Genomic DNA, 16,308 nt, shown 5'->3' with positions numbered 1-16,308 from the left:
GTGAATCGAGTGACAGTAACAAGATATGAGGCTTCATTTTTCAGCAATGGCAACCGACTTGCAGCAGAAATTCATCGTCCATCCGTAGTGGAGAATCCTTTACCCGCGGTTTTGATTGCAGCGCCACAGGCGGGTGTGAAAGAGCAGACGGTAAGAATCTACGCCGAGAAAATTGCTGCCAAGGGATTTGTGGTATTAACGTTTGACCATGCCAGTTTTGGCGCGAGTGAAGGTGCACCAAGATTTCATGAGAACCCATACAGTAAAGCGGAAGATTGCCGCAATGGGGTCACTTATTTACGTTCTTTAACGTATGTGAACAACGAGCAAATCCATGGGTTAGGTGTTTGTTCTGGCGGCGGGTATTTAGCTCATGCCGTTGCGACAGATAGACGCGTAAAATCACTTGCGACTGTGAGTGCTTACTTTGACCACCGAGGTTTTTATCACAACGTAATTGGTCGAGAGGGTTTGTTAGATTTACTGCTTAAAGGTAATGAAGCGAGAGAACGTTATCTTGCTACTGGGCAGATTGATTTTCTGCCTCATGCACCAACTGAAGACAGTGAGGAAATGCCACGTCTGTTTAGAGAGTTCTACCAGTACTACATGACAGAGCGCGGAGCAAAAGGCTTATACGAAAGCAAGTTTTTGCCTTGGTCTTATGAGACGTTGGCTAACTTTTCTGCGTTGGATATTGCTGCAAACCTGACACCGACACCACTGCTGATGATTGTCGGTACAGAAGCGGATTCCGCATACGAAAGTGAGCAAATGTTTGATGCGGCTTCGCAGCCTAAACAATTGATTAGAATTGAAGGTGCGAATCACATCGCGCTGTATGATGAAGACGAATATGTTGATCAAGCAGTCGAGCAGATCGTCGAGTTTTTTCATTGATCATGCATGTTACGCATGAGATCGCTCACATAATCTAAAATATAGGGAATGCAGGGCAGTGCAACAGCTAACATTGATATGAAAGCATAAACCTATAAAAAGGAGGTGGGTCGATGGCTTGCTCTAAAACGCATTCACATTCAAACCATGCTCATGGTCCAAATTGTGGGCATACGGCAATACATCATGATGGTCATGTTGATTACTTAGTAGATGGAACCTTGCATCATCCACATGGTGATCACTGCGATGAACATGTTATTGGATTGAGTGATACCAATCCTGATGGATGTCATCCTGTGCACTCTTGCGGTGGGCATGTACATGGGCCGGGTTGTGGACATGAGGCAATACAACATGGCGATCATGTGGATTACATTGTCGATGGTCGGCTTCACCATCAACACGGCGATCACTGTGACGATCACGGACCGGTTGAGTTGGTTCATGCGTAACAAATGCAAATAGCGAAACACGAAAAAGGGGCGAGAATATCGCCCCTTTTGCTATTGATAGCAGTGTCGCTCTAGCTTGGATTGGTCATTATTTATGACGAATCACCACCGCCATTTCGTCACCATCTACGAACGGCTTTCCGCGCAAGTCGCTGTAGGTTGCTTGAACTTCTAAACCATGCGGCGCAAGTTCTGCTTTAAGCATGTCTAAAGTGAAGTGTTGCAGCCAGTTATAGACTGTCCACTCTCGTTGCGCTTCAGTTATCACGTACTTGTCTAGCGTTACAAGGTCAGTGTCATATTTGAATGAAGATTGAATACACCAGTAATCTTCTGCACTCCAAAAACCGTTCATGGCATTTTGATTGAGTGTCAGCGCTTCAGCTTGCTTGTTAAAACGTGTTTGCGTGTACACGTCTAATGCAATCGCACCATTCTCAGCCAACAGTGTTTTGAACTTAGCAAACAACGTCGCACGTTGAGTTGGATTGAGCGCGCAAAGGTCACACATAACAAGCGTGATCAAATCAAACTGTCGTGTGTCACTGAACTCTAGGTAATTGCCTAAGTGATACTCAATAGCGAGGTTAGAAGACGCTGCTTGTTGAGTCGCATATTCCAGTGAGTTTTGCGAGAAATCCAATCCCAGCACCGTGCCTACACCACGCGTTTTTAAACGTTGGGTGTAAAGGCCAGGGCCGCAACCAAAATCGATGGTTTTTGAATCTTGGTTGAGACCAAATTCAGTCACCAGCCAGTCAACAGATTCATCAATGAAGTTGAATGAGCGCGACGCGGCTTCGATTTCTTGGTTTAGGTGGAAGCTGAGCATCTGTTTCGCAATGTGGTTATCTGTCCACAGTACGTCCGCAGTGTATGCTGACCAAACGGCTGGTTTGGCAGTTGCTTCATTCAGTTTTTTAAACATAGTTGTAATTCCGACAATAAGTTAGCTTGTCGTCCTTACTTGAATTTAGGGGTTTTAGTTATCCTAAAACAACGTAAGGACGTTGATTAAAATGAGTGTGTTGAAAACGAATCATTGGAAATACCTCCTTGAAAATAGGGTTAAAAACGCGCGAAATTTATCAGTAATGTGTGGAAGAAGCAATCACGTATTGCTGCTGCTCTTCTCCCCATAAAGTGACTTAATGGTATTTCGTAACCACACCAGTTTTGGGTTGTACGCATTACGTTTGTGCCAAATCATGGTGAACGGGATCAGCAGTTTATCTTGTTGAGTTTGTTCCAATGGAATGGGTAGACACACCAAATCTGGGTGTAGCTTCTTGGTGTAACTTTCACAGTATTGCGGTGCGGTGGTCAGCATATTGTGGTGTGGCTGTGCGGCCATAAATAGAGACTGCTCAAAGCTCGACATGGTTAAGCCAATTGAGCGCTGTAAGCCCAGTTCACTCAATACTTCATCCAATGCCCATGTTTCACTCTTTTCCCAAACAATATTGATGTGTTGATAGCTCAAAAAGGTCTCAAGATTCCATTCCTGCTTCAAAGCAGGGTGATCTTTGTGCAGGTACACCATAGGTAGGTCTGAGAACAGCACTTCAAAATCGAGGAAGTAAGGGAGCAGGTCGAGTGACTCTTTCGAGCGGGGATGGCTCTCTCTTCCTGTAAAGCCGATGTCTGCTTCTCCACGCACAATCGCATCGAGTGAATCATAATCCCAATTACTGGTTTTGACTTTAGCGTCCGGGTAACGCTGGTGGATTGCGATAAGAAGATCATCAAGAATCGTCAGCACTAACGGGGATTCAATGGTCAAATCAAAGCGTACGCCTTTTGGTGCTATATCGCTGCGTTTTTCCGCAATTTGGCTGCCAATTTGTAGCCATTCCGCCAGATCTTGCTCCATGCTTTGTGCTAACGGAGTCGGCGCTAATCCTTTCGGTGTTTTGACAAACAGAGGATCATCAAACCAGTCACGAAGCTTATTGAGCGATTTACTTACCGTTGACGGCGTAACGTTTAATTTCTTCGACGCTTTGGAAACACTCTGCTCTTGCAGCAGCAATTGCAGAGTGAACAATAAGTTGAGATCAAGACGGGCTAGTGATTTCTTCATAGTGGCTTTCATGAGCAGGCTTAGGAATAAATAGTATTAGAGCCAAGCTGATTACGCCACCTATTGCTAAGATAAACACCAACATATTCAGCGCATTAACGCCAATCAATCCCATGAACCAGATGTAGATCGCAGAGCAACACACTTGAGCGATGCCCAGCAATGAGCTTGCTACACCTGCACGTTGAGAGAATGGGCTGAGCGCTTGACTCATGGCCACGCCAAAGCCAATCGAGAAGCCAGCGCAAATCAGCCCAAATCCGAATAAGTAAAATGGGATTCCCCATTGGTCTAGATGCGCAAAACCAATCACCATCGCAGCACTGACAAGCACGGTTTGCGACGTCAGCATCAGTGTACGTTGTTTAAAATAAGACAAAGCCAATGGCGCAGAAAAAGAGGTGAGCATACTGACGAGTGCCGCGCCTGCCATGACAGAAGAATAGCCACCACGATCAAAACCAAGTTCGCCCATCACCAGCATTGGAGAGACATTCACGTAGGTAAGAATGGTGGTCACGCCAATGGCAGTAATGATGAGTCGGCTAATAAAAAAGCGCTCACAGAAGGTTTCTTGGTTAGAAGCTGAAGCGGCGCTTTGTTGTGGTATTACGTTAGGTTTTGATTCTTTGAGCACCAAGGTTGAAAGCAAACAAACCACCACACCCATGCCTGCCATTGTGGTGAACAGGCTTGACCAAGGGAATTTGAGCATAATGAGATGGCCAACAACGGGGGCGATGACAGGAATGATGCAGGTAATGCCGTTGAGCATAGATAGTACCTTCGCGCGACGTTTGTCATCCAACGTGTCGCGAAGAATGGCAAAAGCAACCACATAGCAAGAGCCAGCTCCAATACCTTGGGTAAATCGAGCAATTAAAAACGCCTCGGACTGCTCAGCCATGCTACCAAGTAGTGATGCTGCAATGAAGATCGCAGCGCCAACCATAGCAACAGGTTTTCGACCAATGGAGTCGGCGATCTTTCCTGCAAACAACATAGTCGTAGCCATACCAGCAAGGTAGATAGAGAACGCAATGTGTAACTGTGATTCACTGGCGTTTAAATCCGCGGCAATTTGAGGCAAACCTACAAGGTAAAGATCAATCGCGGTAGGATAGAGTAATACAAGGGAAAAACTACAAAGCAAAAAACGGAACATGGCAACCTCACTAACAATTGGTGAGGATCATAATGTGTGAAACGTTTGCCAGCGAGTGGGAATTGCGACCGTAGGTATTTCCATTTACGACATACCCTGTATAAATCAAACGTAAATTCAACAAGGATGACCATGATTACTATTGAAAAGTATACGCCATGTCGACACGCGCAAACCATTGAGCTGCAAGTCTTGGAAGATCAAGCTCAGTTTACGGTTGAGAATATTGGTCAGCGATTGGAAAGTCTTAAACCGACAGAGCTGCCTCATTTGATCCTTGAAGATGATCGTGTGGTCGGGTTCTTTTTATTTGATGCTGCGTACAGTGAAGATTATGACTTTTGCCCTCAAAGAAGTTTAGGTGTTCGCTCATTACTGGTGGATCATCGCCATCAAGGCAAAGGTATTGCGAAGCAAGCCATTGGTTTGTTTAGGGACTTTGTTAAGTTGCACTATCCAACATTTGAATTTCTCTACCTAACGGTTAATTGTCGAAACGTCCCCGCCTATCAGTGTTACCTAAAGGCGGGTTTTGAAGATACTAATGAGCTTTATCATGGTGGACCAGTTGGACCTCAGCACATCATGCGACAGGAATTGTAAAGAAGAACAAAGCAATAGATTGTACCTACTAAAATTTTGCAATAAATTTGATGCAACTGAATGAGTAACCACGAACTCTCAAGGACGATATGTGAAAATTGAAGTCGACAATTTAGAAAGAACAGCCGTAATCGCATTACTAGAAGAACATCTACAAGACATGTATGCCACATCGCCGCCAGAGAGTGTGCATGCGTTAGATTTAGCTAAGCTCAAAGCGCCAGAAGTGACATTTTGGACCGGATGGAAGGATGAGCAACTGCTTGGGTGTGCAGCGATTAAAGAGCTGGATGATCAACATGCTGAGCTTAAATCCATGCGCACCACGCCAGCGGCAAGAAACCAAGGTGTGGCGTCTCAATTATTGATTCATGTGATTGAGCAAGCGAAGCAAAAAGGTTTGCAGCGCTTAAGTTTAGAAACTGGCTCGATGGAATTTTTTAAACCTGCGCGCCTGTTGTATGAAAAGCATGGCTTTGTGTATTGCGATCCGTTTGGTGACTACGAACTCGATCCAAATAGCCAGTTTATGACCCTAGAATTGAGCTAGGGTCATTGATTGATAGTGAGTTGAAATTAGAAGTTCAAATTGAAATTGATGGTTGGCGACAAGAGGTTTGAACGTTCGTCAGCCAATCGCTTTCTCTTCTCTTTTAAGCGTTTAGCGTTGTCTTTATCTGGGTTGTTATCCAGTTGATTATCGATGATAGAAATTTCATTATCGATCTCTTGGATACGCTGTTGGCGTTGGTACTCTTGATGACCTAACTGATAGTTTTCAATGAACTGTTTATTGCTACACACACCATAATATTCTTTCCCTTCAATACCGACGGTATAGCCATTGTCTGGTGAGCAGTAAAGAATCGTGCCTTTATCAAAGCCTTCTTTCCACTGTTCTCGATCTGGAGTGACACCCGCTTCACCACAGTCTTCAGCGTAGCTGTTAATGATGCTCGGATTGTTACCTTCCTGCCCATCTTTGTAGCCTACTCTGTACCAGTCTGCTGTCTTACACTCATCTGGAGACATGCTGGTGCAACCAGAGAGCAAAGTGAGTACTGCTAGGGGGATTAGCGCTCTTTTCATCAGTTACTGTCCTTTAAACAAAATCGAATTGATATGGTTGAGTGTAAAATGAACACTGTTCATATCAATAGTTGAAATCATTGTATTCGCAATTGTAGTGAGTCATCAATATCAGTGATAAGTTCAATTCGCTGAATGAATTCGAGTTTGATTAATATTGTTCACGGATTTTGCCTTTGTTGTATCAATTCGATAGCCTTTGCATCAAAGTAGACACGCAACAATGACATTAAGATAAACATAGTCAATGAGGTTTAGACATTGAGTGACCAATCAACCGTTGTCATTATCGAGGATGAATCTGCTATTGCCGACAACTTGATTCATGTATTGGAGATGGATGGCTACCACGTAGAGTGGTTTGCAACGGCAGGAGAAGGTTTCGCTTTTTTGCAGCACAATACCGCGGCTTTGCTTGTATTGGATGTTGGCTTGCCAGACGGCAACGGATTTGAGCTTTGCAAAGCTATCCGTGAGTTTTCTGATATTCCAATTATCTTTCTCACCGCAAGAAGCGATGAAATTGACCGTGTAGTGGGCTTGGAGATTGGCGCGGATGATTACGTGACTAAGCCATTTAGTCCGCGTGAAATGTTGGCGCGCATCAAGTTACGAATCAAATCCAAAGCACCGATGGTGGAACATAAACCAGAACCAACATTAACCATAGAGCAATCTCAATTTAGTCACGATTTGGTTGCGCAGAACTTTGATTATGGTGTCGGTGGACAAATGCTTGGGTTAACAGCGGTGGAATTTAAGATCCTCGATAAGCTGATTTCCGTCTCTTCCAATGTATTGAGTCGAGAGCAACTTATGAACGCGGCAGACATGGCACCAGAGGCTGCATATGAGCGTAATATCGATACCCATATCAAAGCGATTCGCCATAAGTTGAAGCCGTTTGAGATGTCTGAACGCATCTGTACCAAACGTGGCTTTGGTTACTTTTACTGCATTAAAGGTGAATGATGAATCGTTGGCCGAAGATCCCACTTGGACTCAGACTGTTTTTTCTCTACTTCATCTTAGTCGGAATGACGGCTTACATGGTGAGCAAAACTGTCGTCCAAGAACTTAAGCCAACCGTGCGTCAAACCACCGAAGAGACGCTGGTGGATATGGCGAACTTGCTCGCGGTATTGGCAGAAGAGGACGTTGCAAACGGAAAGTTGTCTGAGAGTCGCTTCTCCAAACTATTAGCGGCTTATGGGCAGCGAGAACCTCAAGCGCGAATTTGGGAAATTGGCAAAAAAGCGATTAACCATCGAATTTACATCACCGATAAACAAGGGATTGTGATTGCGGATTCTTGGCAGCAAGACGTAGGCAAAGACTACTCGCAATGGAACGATGTTTATCTCACGTTGCGCGGTCAATACGGTGCGCGCAGTACCATCGAAGACCCGAAAGATCCGCTCTCAACCGTTATGCACGTTGCTGCGCCCATTTACCACAGAGGCGAAATCATTGGCAGCGTGACGGTGGCAAAATCCAATCGCTCAGTACAACCCTTCATCGATCTGTCTAAACGCAATGTGTTGTTTTGGATGGTGTGGATGAGTGGTTTAGTGCTTTTGGCAGGGGCATTGTTTGCTTGGCGAATTCACTCGGCACTGAACAAGTTAGAAGACTACGCGACCAAAATGGGTGAGGGCGAAAAGGTTTCTAAGCCAACATTTCGTATCTTTTATGAGTACGGCACGCTAAGCGACGCATTGGAGAAAATGCGCAACCAGCTTGATGGTAAACAGTATGTGGAAGAGTACGTACAGACGCTGACTCATGAGCTGAAAAGCCCGTTATCAGCGATTAAAGGCGCGAGTGAAATATTGCAAATGCCGTTGCCTGAAGAAAAGGTCGCGCGCTTTGCTGGCAACATTGAGCGAGAAAGCGACCGCATGCAGTCATTGATTGATAAGTTGCTCGAACTTGCTCGCCTTGAAAAGCGCCCCGAGTTAGAACAAGTCGAAGCTATCTCGCTAAAACAAATGGTCAATGAAGTGGTTGAATCGGCGGATGCGCGTTTGAGTGCTAAGTCGGTCACTGCCAAAATCCAAATTGATGACCATCTCTCCGTGTTTGGTGATGCCTTCTTGCTGAAACAAGCCGTTTTTAACTTGATGGACAATGCGCTGGATTTTGTTGATTCGGAGGGATGCATTGAATGGAAAGCTGAGGTCGCGAAAGAGAAAGTGTGCTTGTCGATTTTCAATTCAGGTCCTCACATTCCCGACTATGCAATGCCTCGTTTAACCGAGCGCTTCTACTCCCTCGCTCGGGAAAATGGTGTTAAGAGCACTGGGCTCGGGCTGAATTTTGTTGAGCAAGTGATCAAACTGCACAAGGGTAAGTTGCAAGTAGAAAACGTCGATGCTGGCGTGAAAGTGACTCTGATTTTACCAACTCCATAGAAACTCCACATTAGCTCCATTCGTTCTCCAAATTGCTGATTTAGATTACTCCCATCAGCAAATGGAGAATGAAACATGAAAAAGATCCTCAATAACCAACTCGGCACGAAGTTCGCCTTCGTGCTGTTTTTGTTTGTCTTACTGCAAATCCCGCTTTCAATGGTCACAGGGTTGATCTCAGAGCGCTCATATCGCCAAGATGAAGTCAGAAACGACATCGCACGCAGCAGCAGCGGCGAACAGCGCATCATTGGTCCATTCATCATGGTTAACTACACCGAAACCAGTTACCGAGATGACAAAGTACAGATTAAAGAGCGTCGTAAATTCCTCCTACCCAGCACTTTTGATATGAGCGCGAATCTGGACAGTTTTGAAAAGTACCGAGGCATTTACCGCGCGCGTTTATACAAAGCACAAGTGGCGCTGAAAGGCACTTTTGATGCAGACGATCTCACGGCATTGCAGGGGCTTGATATTGAAAACATGAGCCTAGTGGTTGGCATTGAAGACAGCCGTGGATTGATTCGTTTGGATGACATGATCATGGCGAGTGCTGCTATCGAAGTCGCTCCGGGAACCGGGTTAGATCAGTTACCACAAGGCTTCCACAGTGCTCTGACACTCGCAGACCTAAACGCAGAACAACCTTTGGCATTCGATCTTAACTTCTTGCTGCAAGGGATGGGTCAGCTTCAAGTCACACCAATCGGCAGTCAAACAACGGTTGAGCTCTCTTCAGCATGGGCGCATCCAAGCTTTATCGGTGATTACTTACCAGTGTCGTCAGAGGTGTCCGAAGATGGATTTAATGCACAATGGGCGAGCAATAACTTCTCTACCAATATCGAGCAGCTGTTCCAAAGCTGTTTGTCATCGAATCACGCTTGTCACGAGCTTGAACAGCGACAAATGGGCGTAGATTTGATTGATCCCGTTGACCATTACTTGAAGTCTCACCGAGCTGTGAACTATTCACTGTTGGTTATCACATTAGTGTTTGCAAGTTTCTTCTTACTGGAGCTATTACAAGCGCGTCCGGTTCACCCAGTGCAATACGGCTTTATTGGTCTGGCTTTAGCGCTTTTCTATCTGTTGCTGATTTCGATGAGTGAACACCTCGGCTTTAACTGGGCGTATGTGGTGTCAGCAGTCGCATCGACGGGGCTTTTAAGTGTGTACGTGAGTGGTATGTTGAGCAACACCAAACACGGAGCGATATTCGGAGCCTGTTTACTTACTCTCTACGGATTACTGTTTGGCTTGCTACAAGCAGAAAGCTACGCATTGGTGATGGGGACATTACTGTGTTTCGCGATTTTGAGCTTCACTATGGTCATTACACGCAACATCGACTGGTACGCACGAAATAAGAAAGCAGAAGAAAGTGCAAAGGCGAATCATGAAAATGGTTAAACGAGCAACTCTCACTGGTCAGCCAAGCGATATGGTGGAAGAGACGTCCGCTATCCACCTGCGATTTTCTGCAGAAAATGGACTCAAAAGCTTGGTGTGTTTTATCGCATTGGTCGTTATTGCGCTCTATGTTCGAGACAGCTTTATTCGTCCGACATTTGGCGATGTTCTCGTTGTGGTTTGGCTCTACTACTTTCTTGCAAGTATGTTCTCTATGCCCGTTAACTGGCTGGTTTCATTGGTGGTGTTGATTGCGTTTGCCGTCGAGTTGGGGCAATTGTTTCAGGTCGCAGCTTGGCTTGGTATCGAATCTTCATCGCCTCTGGCTGTAATTTTGGGTGCCACATTTGATTGGAAAGATCTGCTGGCTTACTGCATCGGAGGTCTACTGTGTTGGTGGATGGAAAAGAAATGAAAAACGAGATGAAAGCCATTGCGCTACCAAACCGACTCCGCCATTCCAAACGAGGTATTCGTAAAAGGATCAAAATCAGTTTACTAAAGCGCGTGTACCTTTGGTCACTGACCAATAGAGAACTGCTGTAAACCTCACCTCTTTATATGAAATACAAAAGGGAATCTTAAACTCACCGGCGCACAGGGTGAGTGAAGATTCCCTTTATTATTCATTGAGACGTCTAGCTGCTACTTTTAATTAGCTTTCAAATGAAAGTTTATCGCCAAACGTCTCTTTCCAGTCTTTATCGAACTGCTCAACCGCCGGTTTTACTGCTGGGTGAGCGAACATTTGTGCCGCCACATCGGTTGGCAATGTAATGGCTTCGATGCCCAGTTTCATCACCTCCATCGCTTGTTGAGTGTTCTTGAAGCTGGCTGCCAAAATCTTCGCTGGTAGTTGGTTTTGAGCGAGCAACAATTGAAGATCCGCGACCACTTCAACACCGTTGCCGTTCATCGCATCAATGCGGTTTACGTAAGGTGCTAGGTAGTCAGCACCGCACAGTGCCGCTAGGAAACCTTGTTGAGCTGAATAGATAGCGGTAGCAAGAACCTGAATTCCCTCTTTTTTCATTAGCTTAATTGCTGCCAAGCCGGTTTCTGTTGCTGGCACTTTTACCACCATATCGTAAGGCAATTCGTTCAGTTGGCGTGCTTCTGCCACCATGCCTTCGACGGTTGAACTCACGACTTGAGCGTGAAAGCGAGGTGTACCGCCAAGTGCTTCTTGCATGCCTGCTAGGGTTTCATTCAGTCCCTGTTTTGATTTCGCCAAAATGCTTGGGTTTGTCGTCACGCCTTTTAGCGGTAGGCACTGGTTAAAGCGTTTTACTTCTGCCACATCAGCAGTATCTAAATAAAGTTCAATCATGGTTTCTACCTTAAACAAAATCTTCGTTTTGATGATGGGATCACTATAGATCTGACAATCGAACGAGATCTTGATTTTGATCAATTGAAATTTCATTTGAAACTATAATAATTTCATTAAATGAAAGTTAAGTGAAACTTGTAAAGGCTCAAATGAAGCTTTCAGTTCGAACAAAGAAAAGCCGCTGATAAGACTTAACCAGCAAGAAACGGATTAAGTACACAGCGGTAGCACAGACCAAGAGGCAAGCAGAGATGTATTTCAATATCCAACGATTCTCTACCCATGATGGCGATGGCATTCGTTCCATTCTTTTTCTTAAAGGATGCAGCTTGTCTTGCCCTTGGTGTCAAAACCCAGAAAGCCGCAGCGAAAAGCATTCACTGCTGTTTGATCAGCGAAGCTGCATGGAAGGTTGCCAACTGTGCGTTTCTGCTTATCAAGCCACAACTCAATCTACAACGGATAGTGAAACGGTGGGTGATGGTATTCGACGCATCGACAACCAGATCATCATCAATCGCAAAGCCATCAAAGAAGACCAACTGATCGCGCTGCGAGACGTCTGTCCTACGCAAGCACTGACTGTATGTGGTGAAGAAGCGAAATCAGACATGTTGTTCGACACCTTAATGAAAGACAAACCTTTCTACGACCAAAGCCAAGGTGGCGTGACCTTCTCGGGTGGTGAGCCACTCATGCAAGCAGATTTGGTGGCAGAGCTCGCGCAGCGTCTGCATGACAACCAAGTCTCTACCGCTATTGAATCGTGCATGCATGTGCCGTGGAAGAACGTCGAAAAAGCCGCGCCGCATATCGATTGCTGGTTGGCGGATTTAAAACACATTGATGAAGAAAAGTTTCTTAGCTGGGCGAAAGGTTCACTAAAACGCATCAAAGACAATTTCCGAAAACTGGCACCTATCGCGAAACGCATTGTGATTCGCGTTCCCGTTGTGCCGGGGTTCAATGACACCATCGAAGAGTTGAAAGACATCATCGATTTTGCGGCTTCACTAGAAAGCTGCCAAGAACTTCACTTGCTGCCGTACCACACGCTCGGCATCAATAAATACCGTTTGCTCGATATGCCTTACGAGTGTTCTGACAAGCCATTAAACAAACCAGAACTGCTAGAAAGCGCTATGCAATACGCAAGCGAAAACACCCAACTTAACGTGATTGTAAGAGGTTAACTATGGACCTGAATTACCTTCCTGAGCGTATCAAAGCGCACAAATCGGCACTGGTAAATATCGTAACGCCACCTGTCTGTACCGAGCGCGCAGAGGCATACACTCGTGCTTATCAAGCGAACGAAGACAAACCTGTGATTGTCCAACGTGCGCTAGCACTGCAAGAGCACTTATGCACTCGTACGATTTGGATTAAGCACGATGAATTGATCGTCGGTAACCAAGCGAGCAAAGTGCGCGCTGCGCCTATTTTCCCAGAATACACAGTGCGTTGGATTGAAGCGGAAATTGATGAGCTAGCTGACCGTCCTGGTGCAGGCTTTGCGGTCACTGAAGAAGATAAGCAAAGCATCCACAGCATCACACCGTACTGGCGTGGCAAAACCGTTCAAGACCGTTGTTATGGCTTGTTCACTGATGAGCAGCAAGAAATCTTAGCCAGCACCATCATTAAAGCTGAAGGCAACATGACTTCGGGTGACGCGCACCTTGCGGTGGATAACGAGAAAATCTTGAAGCTAGGCATGAACGGCTTGTTAGAGGATGTTCGTCAGCACCGTGCTAACAATGATGTTTCGACCTTTGAAGGCTTGAAGAAAGAGCAGTTCTACAAGTCAGTCGAAATCGTGCTGCTTGCGATTCAAGATCACATGGTGAGCTACGCTGAATTGGCGGCAAAAATGGCGCTTGAAGAGACGCGCCCGCTGCGCAAAGCTGAGTTAGAAAGCATTGCGGCAAACTGTCGTCATGTAGCAAGTCACGCACCAGAAAACTTCTGGCAAGCACTGCAATTGAGCTACTTTGTTCAATTGATGCTACAAATCGAATCGAACGGTCACTCGGTTTCTTTCGGTCGTATGGACCAGTTCCTCAACGAGTTTTATGTTCGTGATATCGAAAACGGCACAATTGAGAAAGACTTTGCATTAGAGCTTTTACAAAGCTGTTGGTTGAAGCTGCTTGAAGTAAACAAGATCCGCTCTGGTGCGCACTCGAAAGCATCGGCAGGTTCTCCGCTGTATCAAAACGTGTGTATCGGTGGTCAGAAGTTGAATGAAAAGGGTGAGCCTGAAGACGCAGTGAATCCACTTTCTTGGGCGATTCTAGAATCTTGTGGTCAGTTACGTTCGACGCAACCTAACTTGAGTGTGCGTTACCATGAAGGTTTGAACCAAGAATTCCTGATGGGTTGTATCGAAGTGATTAAATGCGGCTTCGGTATGCCTGCGTTCAACAACGATGAGATTGTCATCCCTGAATTCATCAAGCTTGGCGTAGAGAAAGAAGACGCTTACAACTACGCCTCTATCGGCTGTATCGAGACGGCGGTTCCCGGCAAATGGGGTTACCGTTGTACGGGCATGAGCTTCATTAACTTCGCTCGTATCCTGCTCGCTTCATTGAACGAAGGTGTGGATGCAACAACGGGTAAAGCCTTCTTGCCGCACGATAAGTCATTAGCAAAAGGTAACTTTGAGAACTTTGAGCAAGTGACGGCTTCTTGGGCAGAGCAAATCCGCTACTACACCCGTAAATCGATTGAGATTGATACGGTAGTCGACAGTGTGCTTGAACAGCAGGCACAAGACATCTTCTGTTCAACGCTGGTGGATGACTGTTTGGCTCGCGGTAAAACCGTGAAAGAAGGTGGCGCGAAATACGATTGGGTATCTGGCTTGCAAGTCGGTATCGCGAACTTGGGTAACAGCCTAGCAGCAATCAAACACCTTGTTTTCGATGACGCGCAGATTACTCAGCCTGAGCTAGCAAAAGCATTGGCAGAAGATTTCGACGGCATGGAGAACGAGCAACTTCGCCAACGTCTTATCAACTTTGCACCAAAATACGGTAACGATGATGATGCGGTAGACCAACTACTGGCAGACGCGTACCAAGTTTACATTGATGAGCTAGAGCAGTTTGTTAATACGCGTCATGGGCGTGGTCCAATTGGCGGAGGTTATTACGCAGGTACTTCAAGTATCTCGGCAAACGTCCCATTCGGTGCTTCAACCATGGCAACGCCGGACGGTCGTAAAGCGAAAACACCATTGGCAGAAGGTGCAAGCCCGTCGTCTGGCTCAGACCGTTTAGGTCCAACAGCGGTATACAACTCGGTCGGTAAGATCCAAGCGAATAAGATCCTTGGTGGCGTGCTGCTTAACCAGAAGTTAAGCCCGGCGGCGGTTGAGTCTGAAGGGGATAAGCTCAAGCTCTCTATGCTGATTCGCACCTTTTTCAACCACCACAAAGGTTGGCACGTGCAATACAACATCGTCTCTCGTGAGACCTTGCTAGCTGCGAAGAAGAACCCGGAGCAATATCGTGATCTTGTTGTGCGAGTTGCAGGCTACTCAGCCTTCTTCACCGCGCTATCACCAGATGCGCAAGACGACATCATCGCACGTACTGAGCACGAACTGTAAGTACACTGATTAAGTAAAACAAAAGGCACCAATTGGTGCCTTTTTGCGTTTTGGTATGAGTTTATTTACCCATATGCTCGTGGCGTATTTTACCGCAAGATCTACTACACCCCTTACAGTGGAAGAAAGCTAACCAGTCTTAAGATTAGCTTTCTTGTTGTTTGACGAATTGTCCCGGTGTCATGCCGAAATGGTTTTTGAATGCTCGAGTAAAGTGGGACTGGTCATTAAAGCCAAGCTCGTGCGCCGTTAAAGCGATATTGACAGAGCCAGAAGAGAGCGCCACTCGTGCTTGCTCTAAACGTTTATTCATCAGGTACTGATAAGGCGTTACGCCGATGAGCTTTTTGAACTCCCTCAGAAAGTAAAACTTACTGCAACCGAGCAAGTCTGCGAGATCATCGACCGAGATGTTGTTGCCGATGTTTTCTTCGATGTATTGGTCAATCTTATCGACTTGGTGTTGGTCAAATTTAGAGGCTGCAAGCTGGTTGTTCTTAAGGTCAAAGTAGTTGGAGTAGTTTTGGATATAGTGGGTTGCTAGGAGTGAAACCAAGTTGTTGAGGTAGGTTTTGCCATTTCGTCCTTTGGCTTTCGCTTCCAACATAAACAGCTCAATGATGCCTTTGATGGTTTCATCCAACACGTTGTAGTTGTTCAAAAATTGCAGCTCAATTCCCTCTAAATTTAGCGGGCAGTGTGAGAAAAACTCTTGTTCTTCAATCGCCAAAATCACGAAGTAACAAGGCTCTGCCACATCATGGGTAAACGGGGTTTTAGGTGGATTAATCCAAATGTTGCCCGGGCTGGTTTTCAGATCGGCGAACGTGCCATCTTTTTCGACGCTCCAGTTCAAATCTTTTTCTAGTGCCAATGCAAAGTAGAAGTAAGGGGTGTAGACATTCTTCGGGTAGAAATAAGGGGACGTGCCTTTTTCTACCAATACGCCCGACCAATCTAATCCATGGTTTGAAAACTCAATATCCAGCACGTCGCCACAGCTTGATAGCGCATTAGATTCAGAGTCATAAAACTTAAGCTCGGACTTCATTTTCTTTCCTTTGTACTCTTCCACTTGCTAGCTGAAATTAGCCGAGTTTTGCACATTTCGTCAACTCATTGAGGGGGCAATAAAGTACAAAAACTTGGGCAGGAATGTTCAATCTTCTCTCGCGGTGCAGCGCTAATCTATACCCAAGTTAGCCGGACAGCTCAGGCAAAATATAAGACA

At 45.7% G+C, this 16,308-nt stretch carries 17 protein-coding genes; 11 read left to right on the top strand and 6 right to left on the bottom strand.

All coding sequences use genetic code 11. The features are described from left to right. Nucleotides 1–9 precede the first annotated feature (9 nt). Entirely contained in the window at nucleotides 10–900 is an 891-nt protein-coding gene (locus tag MHO32_RS08085) for an alpha/beta hydrolase (protein WP_199450259.1), read from the top strand. A 113-nt stretch (nucleotides 901–1,013) separates the two neighbouring features. After that, on the top strand, nucleotides 1,014–1,355 hold the full coding sequence (locus tag MHO32_RS08080) for a hypothetical protein (protein WP_239211132.1): 342 nt from the start codon (nucleotides 1,014–1,016) through the stop codon (nucleotides 1,353–1,355). 88 nt (nucleotides 1,356–1,443) lie between these two features. Here MHO32_RS08080 and MHO32_RS08075 read toward each other — a convergent pair whose 3' ends face one another. The 3 genes from MHO32_RS08075 to MHO32_RS08065 form a co-directional block, all read right to left on the bottom strand. Then, nucleotides 1,444–2,283 (bottom strand): class I SAM-dependent methyltransferase, encoded by an 840-nt coding sequence (locus MHO32_RS08075; RefSeq protein WP_171358541.1) that lies wholly within the window; start codon nucleotides 2,281–2,283, stop codon nucleotides 1,444–1,446. A gap of 183 nt (nucleotides 2,284–2,466) precedes the next feature. Further along, nucleotides 2,467–3,438, bottom strand: a complete 972-nt coding sequence (gene yidZ, locus MHO32_RS08070; RefSeq protein WP_239211130.1) for an HTH-type transcriptional regulator YidZ — start codon at nucleotides 3,436–3,438, stop codon at nucleotides 2,467–2,469. Further along, a complete protein-coding gene (locus tag MHO32_RS08065) occupies nucleotides 3,413–4,603 on the bottom strand; it encodes an MFS transporter (RefSeq protein WP_239211125.1) in 1,191 nt (396 codons plus the stop codon). The genes yidZ and MHO32_RS08065 overlap by 26 nt, the downstream gene beginning before the upstream one ends. Nucleotides 4,604–4,735: 132 nt before the next feature. Here MHO32_RS08065 and MHO32_RS08060 point away from each other — a divergent pair, with 132 nt between their 5' ends. Both MHO32_RS08060 and MHO32_RS08055 read left to right on the top strand, forming a co-directional pair. Then, the gene (locus MHO32_RS08060) at nucleotides 4,736–5,206 is read left to right on the top strand and encodes a GNAT family N-acetyltransferase (RefSeq protein ID WP_026000275.1); all 471 of its coding nucleotides are present in this window, start codon (nucleotides 4,736–4,738) and stop codon (nucleotides 5,204–5,206) included. Nucleotides 5,207–5,297: 91 nt separating this feature from the next. After that, nucleotides 5,298–5,756 carry a GNAT family N-acetyltransferase gene (locus MHO32_RS08055; protein ID WP_009697975.1) on the top strand — a complete coding sequence of 153 codons (459 nt, stop codon included), beginning with the start codon at nucleotides 5,298–5,300 and terminating at the stop codon, nucleotides 5,754–5,756. 26 nt (nucleotides 5,757–5,782) lie between these two features. Here the strand turns inward: MHO32_RS08055 and MHO32_RS08050 are convergent, their stop codons facing one another. After that, a complete protein-coding gene (locus MHO32_RS08050) occupies nucleotides 5,783–6,295 on the bottom strand; it encodes a DUF2799 domain-containing protein (RefSeq protein WP_050907231.1) in 513 nt (170 codons plus the stop codon). Between the two features lie 261 nt (nucleotides 6,296–6,556). On the opposite strand from MHO32_RS08050, the gene MHO32_RS08045 reads away from it, so the two are divergent. The 5 genes from MHO32_RS08045 (at nucleotide 6,557) to MHO32_RS25760 (ending at nucleotide 10,671) form a co-directional block, all read left to right on the top strand. Continuing rightward, nucleotides 6,557–7,267 carry a response regulator gene (locus MHO32_RS08045; RefSeq protein ID WP_239211124.1) on the top strand — a complete coding sequence of 237 codons (711 nt, stop codon included), beginning with the start codon at nucleotides 6,557–6,559 and terminating at the stop codon, nucleotides 7,265–7,267. After that, nucleotides 7,267–8,709: a two-component system sensor histidine kinase CreC gene (creC, locus tag MHO32_RS08040; protein ID WP_239211144.1), complete on the top strand. Its 1,443-nt coding sequence runs from the start codon at nucleotides 7,267–7,269 to the stop codon at nucleotides 8,707–8,709. Before MHO32_RS08045 ends, creC begins: the two co-directional genes overlap by 1 nt. 75 nt (nucleotides 8,710–8,784) lie before the next feature. Continuing rightward, on the top strand, nucleotides 8,785–10,125 hold the full coding sequence (gene creD / locus MHO32_RS08035) for a cell envelope integrity protein CreD (protein ID WP_239211123.1): 1,341 nt from the start codon (nucleotides 8,785–8,787) through the stop codon (nucleotides 10,123–10,125). Next, the gene (locus MHO32_RS08030) at nucleotides 10,112–10,540 is read left to right on the top strand and encodes a ribosomal maturation YjgA family protein (protein ID WP_239211122.1); all 429 of its coding nucleotides are present in this window, start codon (nucleotides 10,112–10,114) and stop codon (nucleotides 10,538–10,540) included. The genes creD and MHO32_RS08030 overlap by 14 nt, the downstream gene beginning before the upstream one ends. Next, nucleotides 10,537–10,671: a hypothetical protein gene (locus MHO32_RS25760; protein ID WP_005453163.1), complete on the top strand. Its 135-nt coding sequence runs from the start codon at nucleotides 10,537–10,539 to the stop codon at nucleotides 10,669–10,671. The genes MHO32_RS08030 and MHO32_RS25760 overlap by 4 nt, the downstream gene beginning before the upstream one ends. 109 nt (nucleotides 10,672–10,780) lie before the next feature. On the opposite strand, the gene MHO32_RS08025 is transcribed toward MHO32_RS25760, so the two are convergent. Next, nucleotides 10,781–11,455: a fructose-6-phosphate aldolase gene (locus MHO32_RS08025; protein ID WP_239211120.1), complete on the bottom strand. Its 675-nt coding sequence runs from the start codon at nucleotides 11,453–11,455 to the stop codon at nucleotides 10,781–10,783. A 254-nt stretch (nucleotides 11,456–11,709) separates the two neighbouring features. Between MHO32_RS08025 and MHO32_RS08020 the strand changes: the two genes are divergently transcribed. Both MHO32_RS08020 and MHO32_RS08015 read left to right on the top strand, forming a co-directional pair. Then, nucleotides 11,710–12,651 (top strand): glycyl-radical enzyme activating protein, encoded by a 942-nt coding sequence (locus MHO32_RS08020; RefSeq protein ID WP_239211118.1) that lies wholly within the window; start codon nucleotides 11,710–11,712, stop codon nucleotides 12,649–12,651. Nucleotides 12,652–12,653: 2 nt separating this feature from the next. Beyond that, nucleotides 12,654–15,077, top strand: a complete 2,424-nt coding sequence (locus MHO32_RS08015) for a formate C-acetyltransferase/glycerol dehydratase family glycyl radical enzyme (protein WP_239211114.1) — start codon at nucleotides 12,654–12,656, stop codon at nucleotides 15,075–15,077. Between the two features lie 145 nt (nucleotides 15,078–15,222). Here the strand turns inward: MHO32_RS08015 and MHO32_RS08010 are convergent, their stop codons facing one another. Beyond that, nucleotides 15,223–16,128 carry a helix-turn-helix transcriptional regulator gene (locus MHO32_RS08010; RefSeq protein ID WP_038899289.1) on the bottom strand — a complete coding sequence of 302 codons (906 nt, stop codon included), beginning with the start codon at nucleotides 16,126–16,128 and terminating at the stop codon, nucleotides 15,223–15,225. Between the last annotated feature and the right edge of the window lie 180 nt (nucleotides 16,129–16,308).

Origin of the sequence: Vibrio sp. MMH1-50 (genome assembly GCF_022347645.1) — a bacterium.
GTDB classification, from domain to species: domain Bacteria; phylum Pseudomonadota; class Gammaproteobacteria; order Enterobacterales; family Vibrionaceae; genus Vibrio; species Vibrio harveyi.
Note: the sequence above shows the minus strand (reverse complement) of the source record. Positions and strands in the feature narration are given on the sequence as shown.

Coding starts and splice junctions, on each gene's coding strand:
- creC (WP_239211144.1), top strand. CDS start 7,267: ATGAATCGTTGGCCGAAGATCCCACTTGGACTCAGACTGTTTTTTCTC.
- MHO32_RS08060 (WP_026000275.1), top strand. CDS start 4,736: ATGATTACTATTGAAAAGTATACGCCATGTCGACACGCGCAAACCATT.
- creD (WP_239211123.1), top strand. CDS start 8,785: ATGAAAAAGATCCTCAATAACCAACTCGGCACGAAGTTCGCCTTCGTG.
- MHO32_RS08080 (WP_239211132.1), top strand. CDS start 1,014: ATGGCTTGCTCTAAAACGCATTCACATTCAAACCATGCTCATGGTCCA.
- MHO32_RS08030 (WP_239211122.1), top strand. CDS start 10,112: ATGAAAATGGTTAAACGAGCAACTCTCACTGGTCAGCCAAGCGATATG.
- MHO32_RS25760 (WP_005453163.1), top strand. CDS start 10,537: ATGAAAAACGAGATGAAAGCCATTGCGCTACCAAACCGACTCCGCCAT.
- MHO32_RS08025 (WP_239211120.1), bottom strand. CDS start 11,455: ATGATTGAACTTTATTTAGATACTGCTGATGTGGCAGAAGTAAAACGC.
- yidZ (WP_239211130.1), bottom strand. CDS start 3,438: ATGAAGAAATCACTAGCCCGTCTTGATCTCAACTTATTGTTCACTCTG.
- MHO32_RS08075 (WP_171358541.1), bottom strand. CDS start 2,283: ATGTTTAAAAAACTGAATGAAGCAACTGCCAAACCAGCCGTTTGGTCA.
- MHO32_RS08050 (WP_050907231.1), bottom strand. CDS start 6,295: ATGAAAAGAGCGCTAATCCCCCTAGCAGTACTCACTTTGCTCTCTGGT.
- MHO32_RS08020 (WP_239211118.1), top strand. CDS start 11,710: ATGTATTTCAATATCCAACGATTCTCTACCCATGATGGCGATGGCATT.
- MHO32_RS08065 (WP_239211125.1), bottom strand. CDS start 4,603: ATGTTCCGTTTTTTGCTTTGTAGTTTTTCCCTTGTATTACTCTATCCT.
- MHO32_RS08010 (WP_038899289.1), bottom strand. CDS start 16,128: ATGAAGTCCGAGCTTAAGTTTTATGACTCTGAATCTAATGCGCTATCA.
- MHO32_RS08015 (WP_239211114.1), top strand. CDS start 12,654: ATGGACCTGAATTACCTTCCTGAGCGTATCAAAGCGCACAAATCGGCA.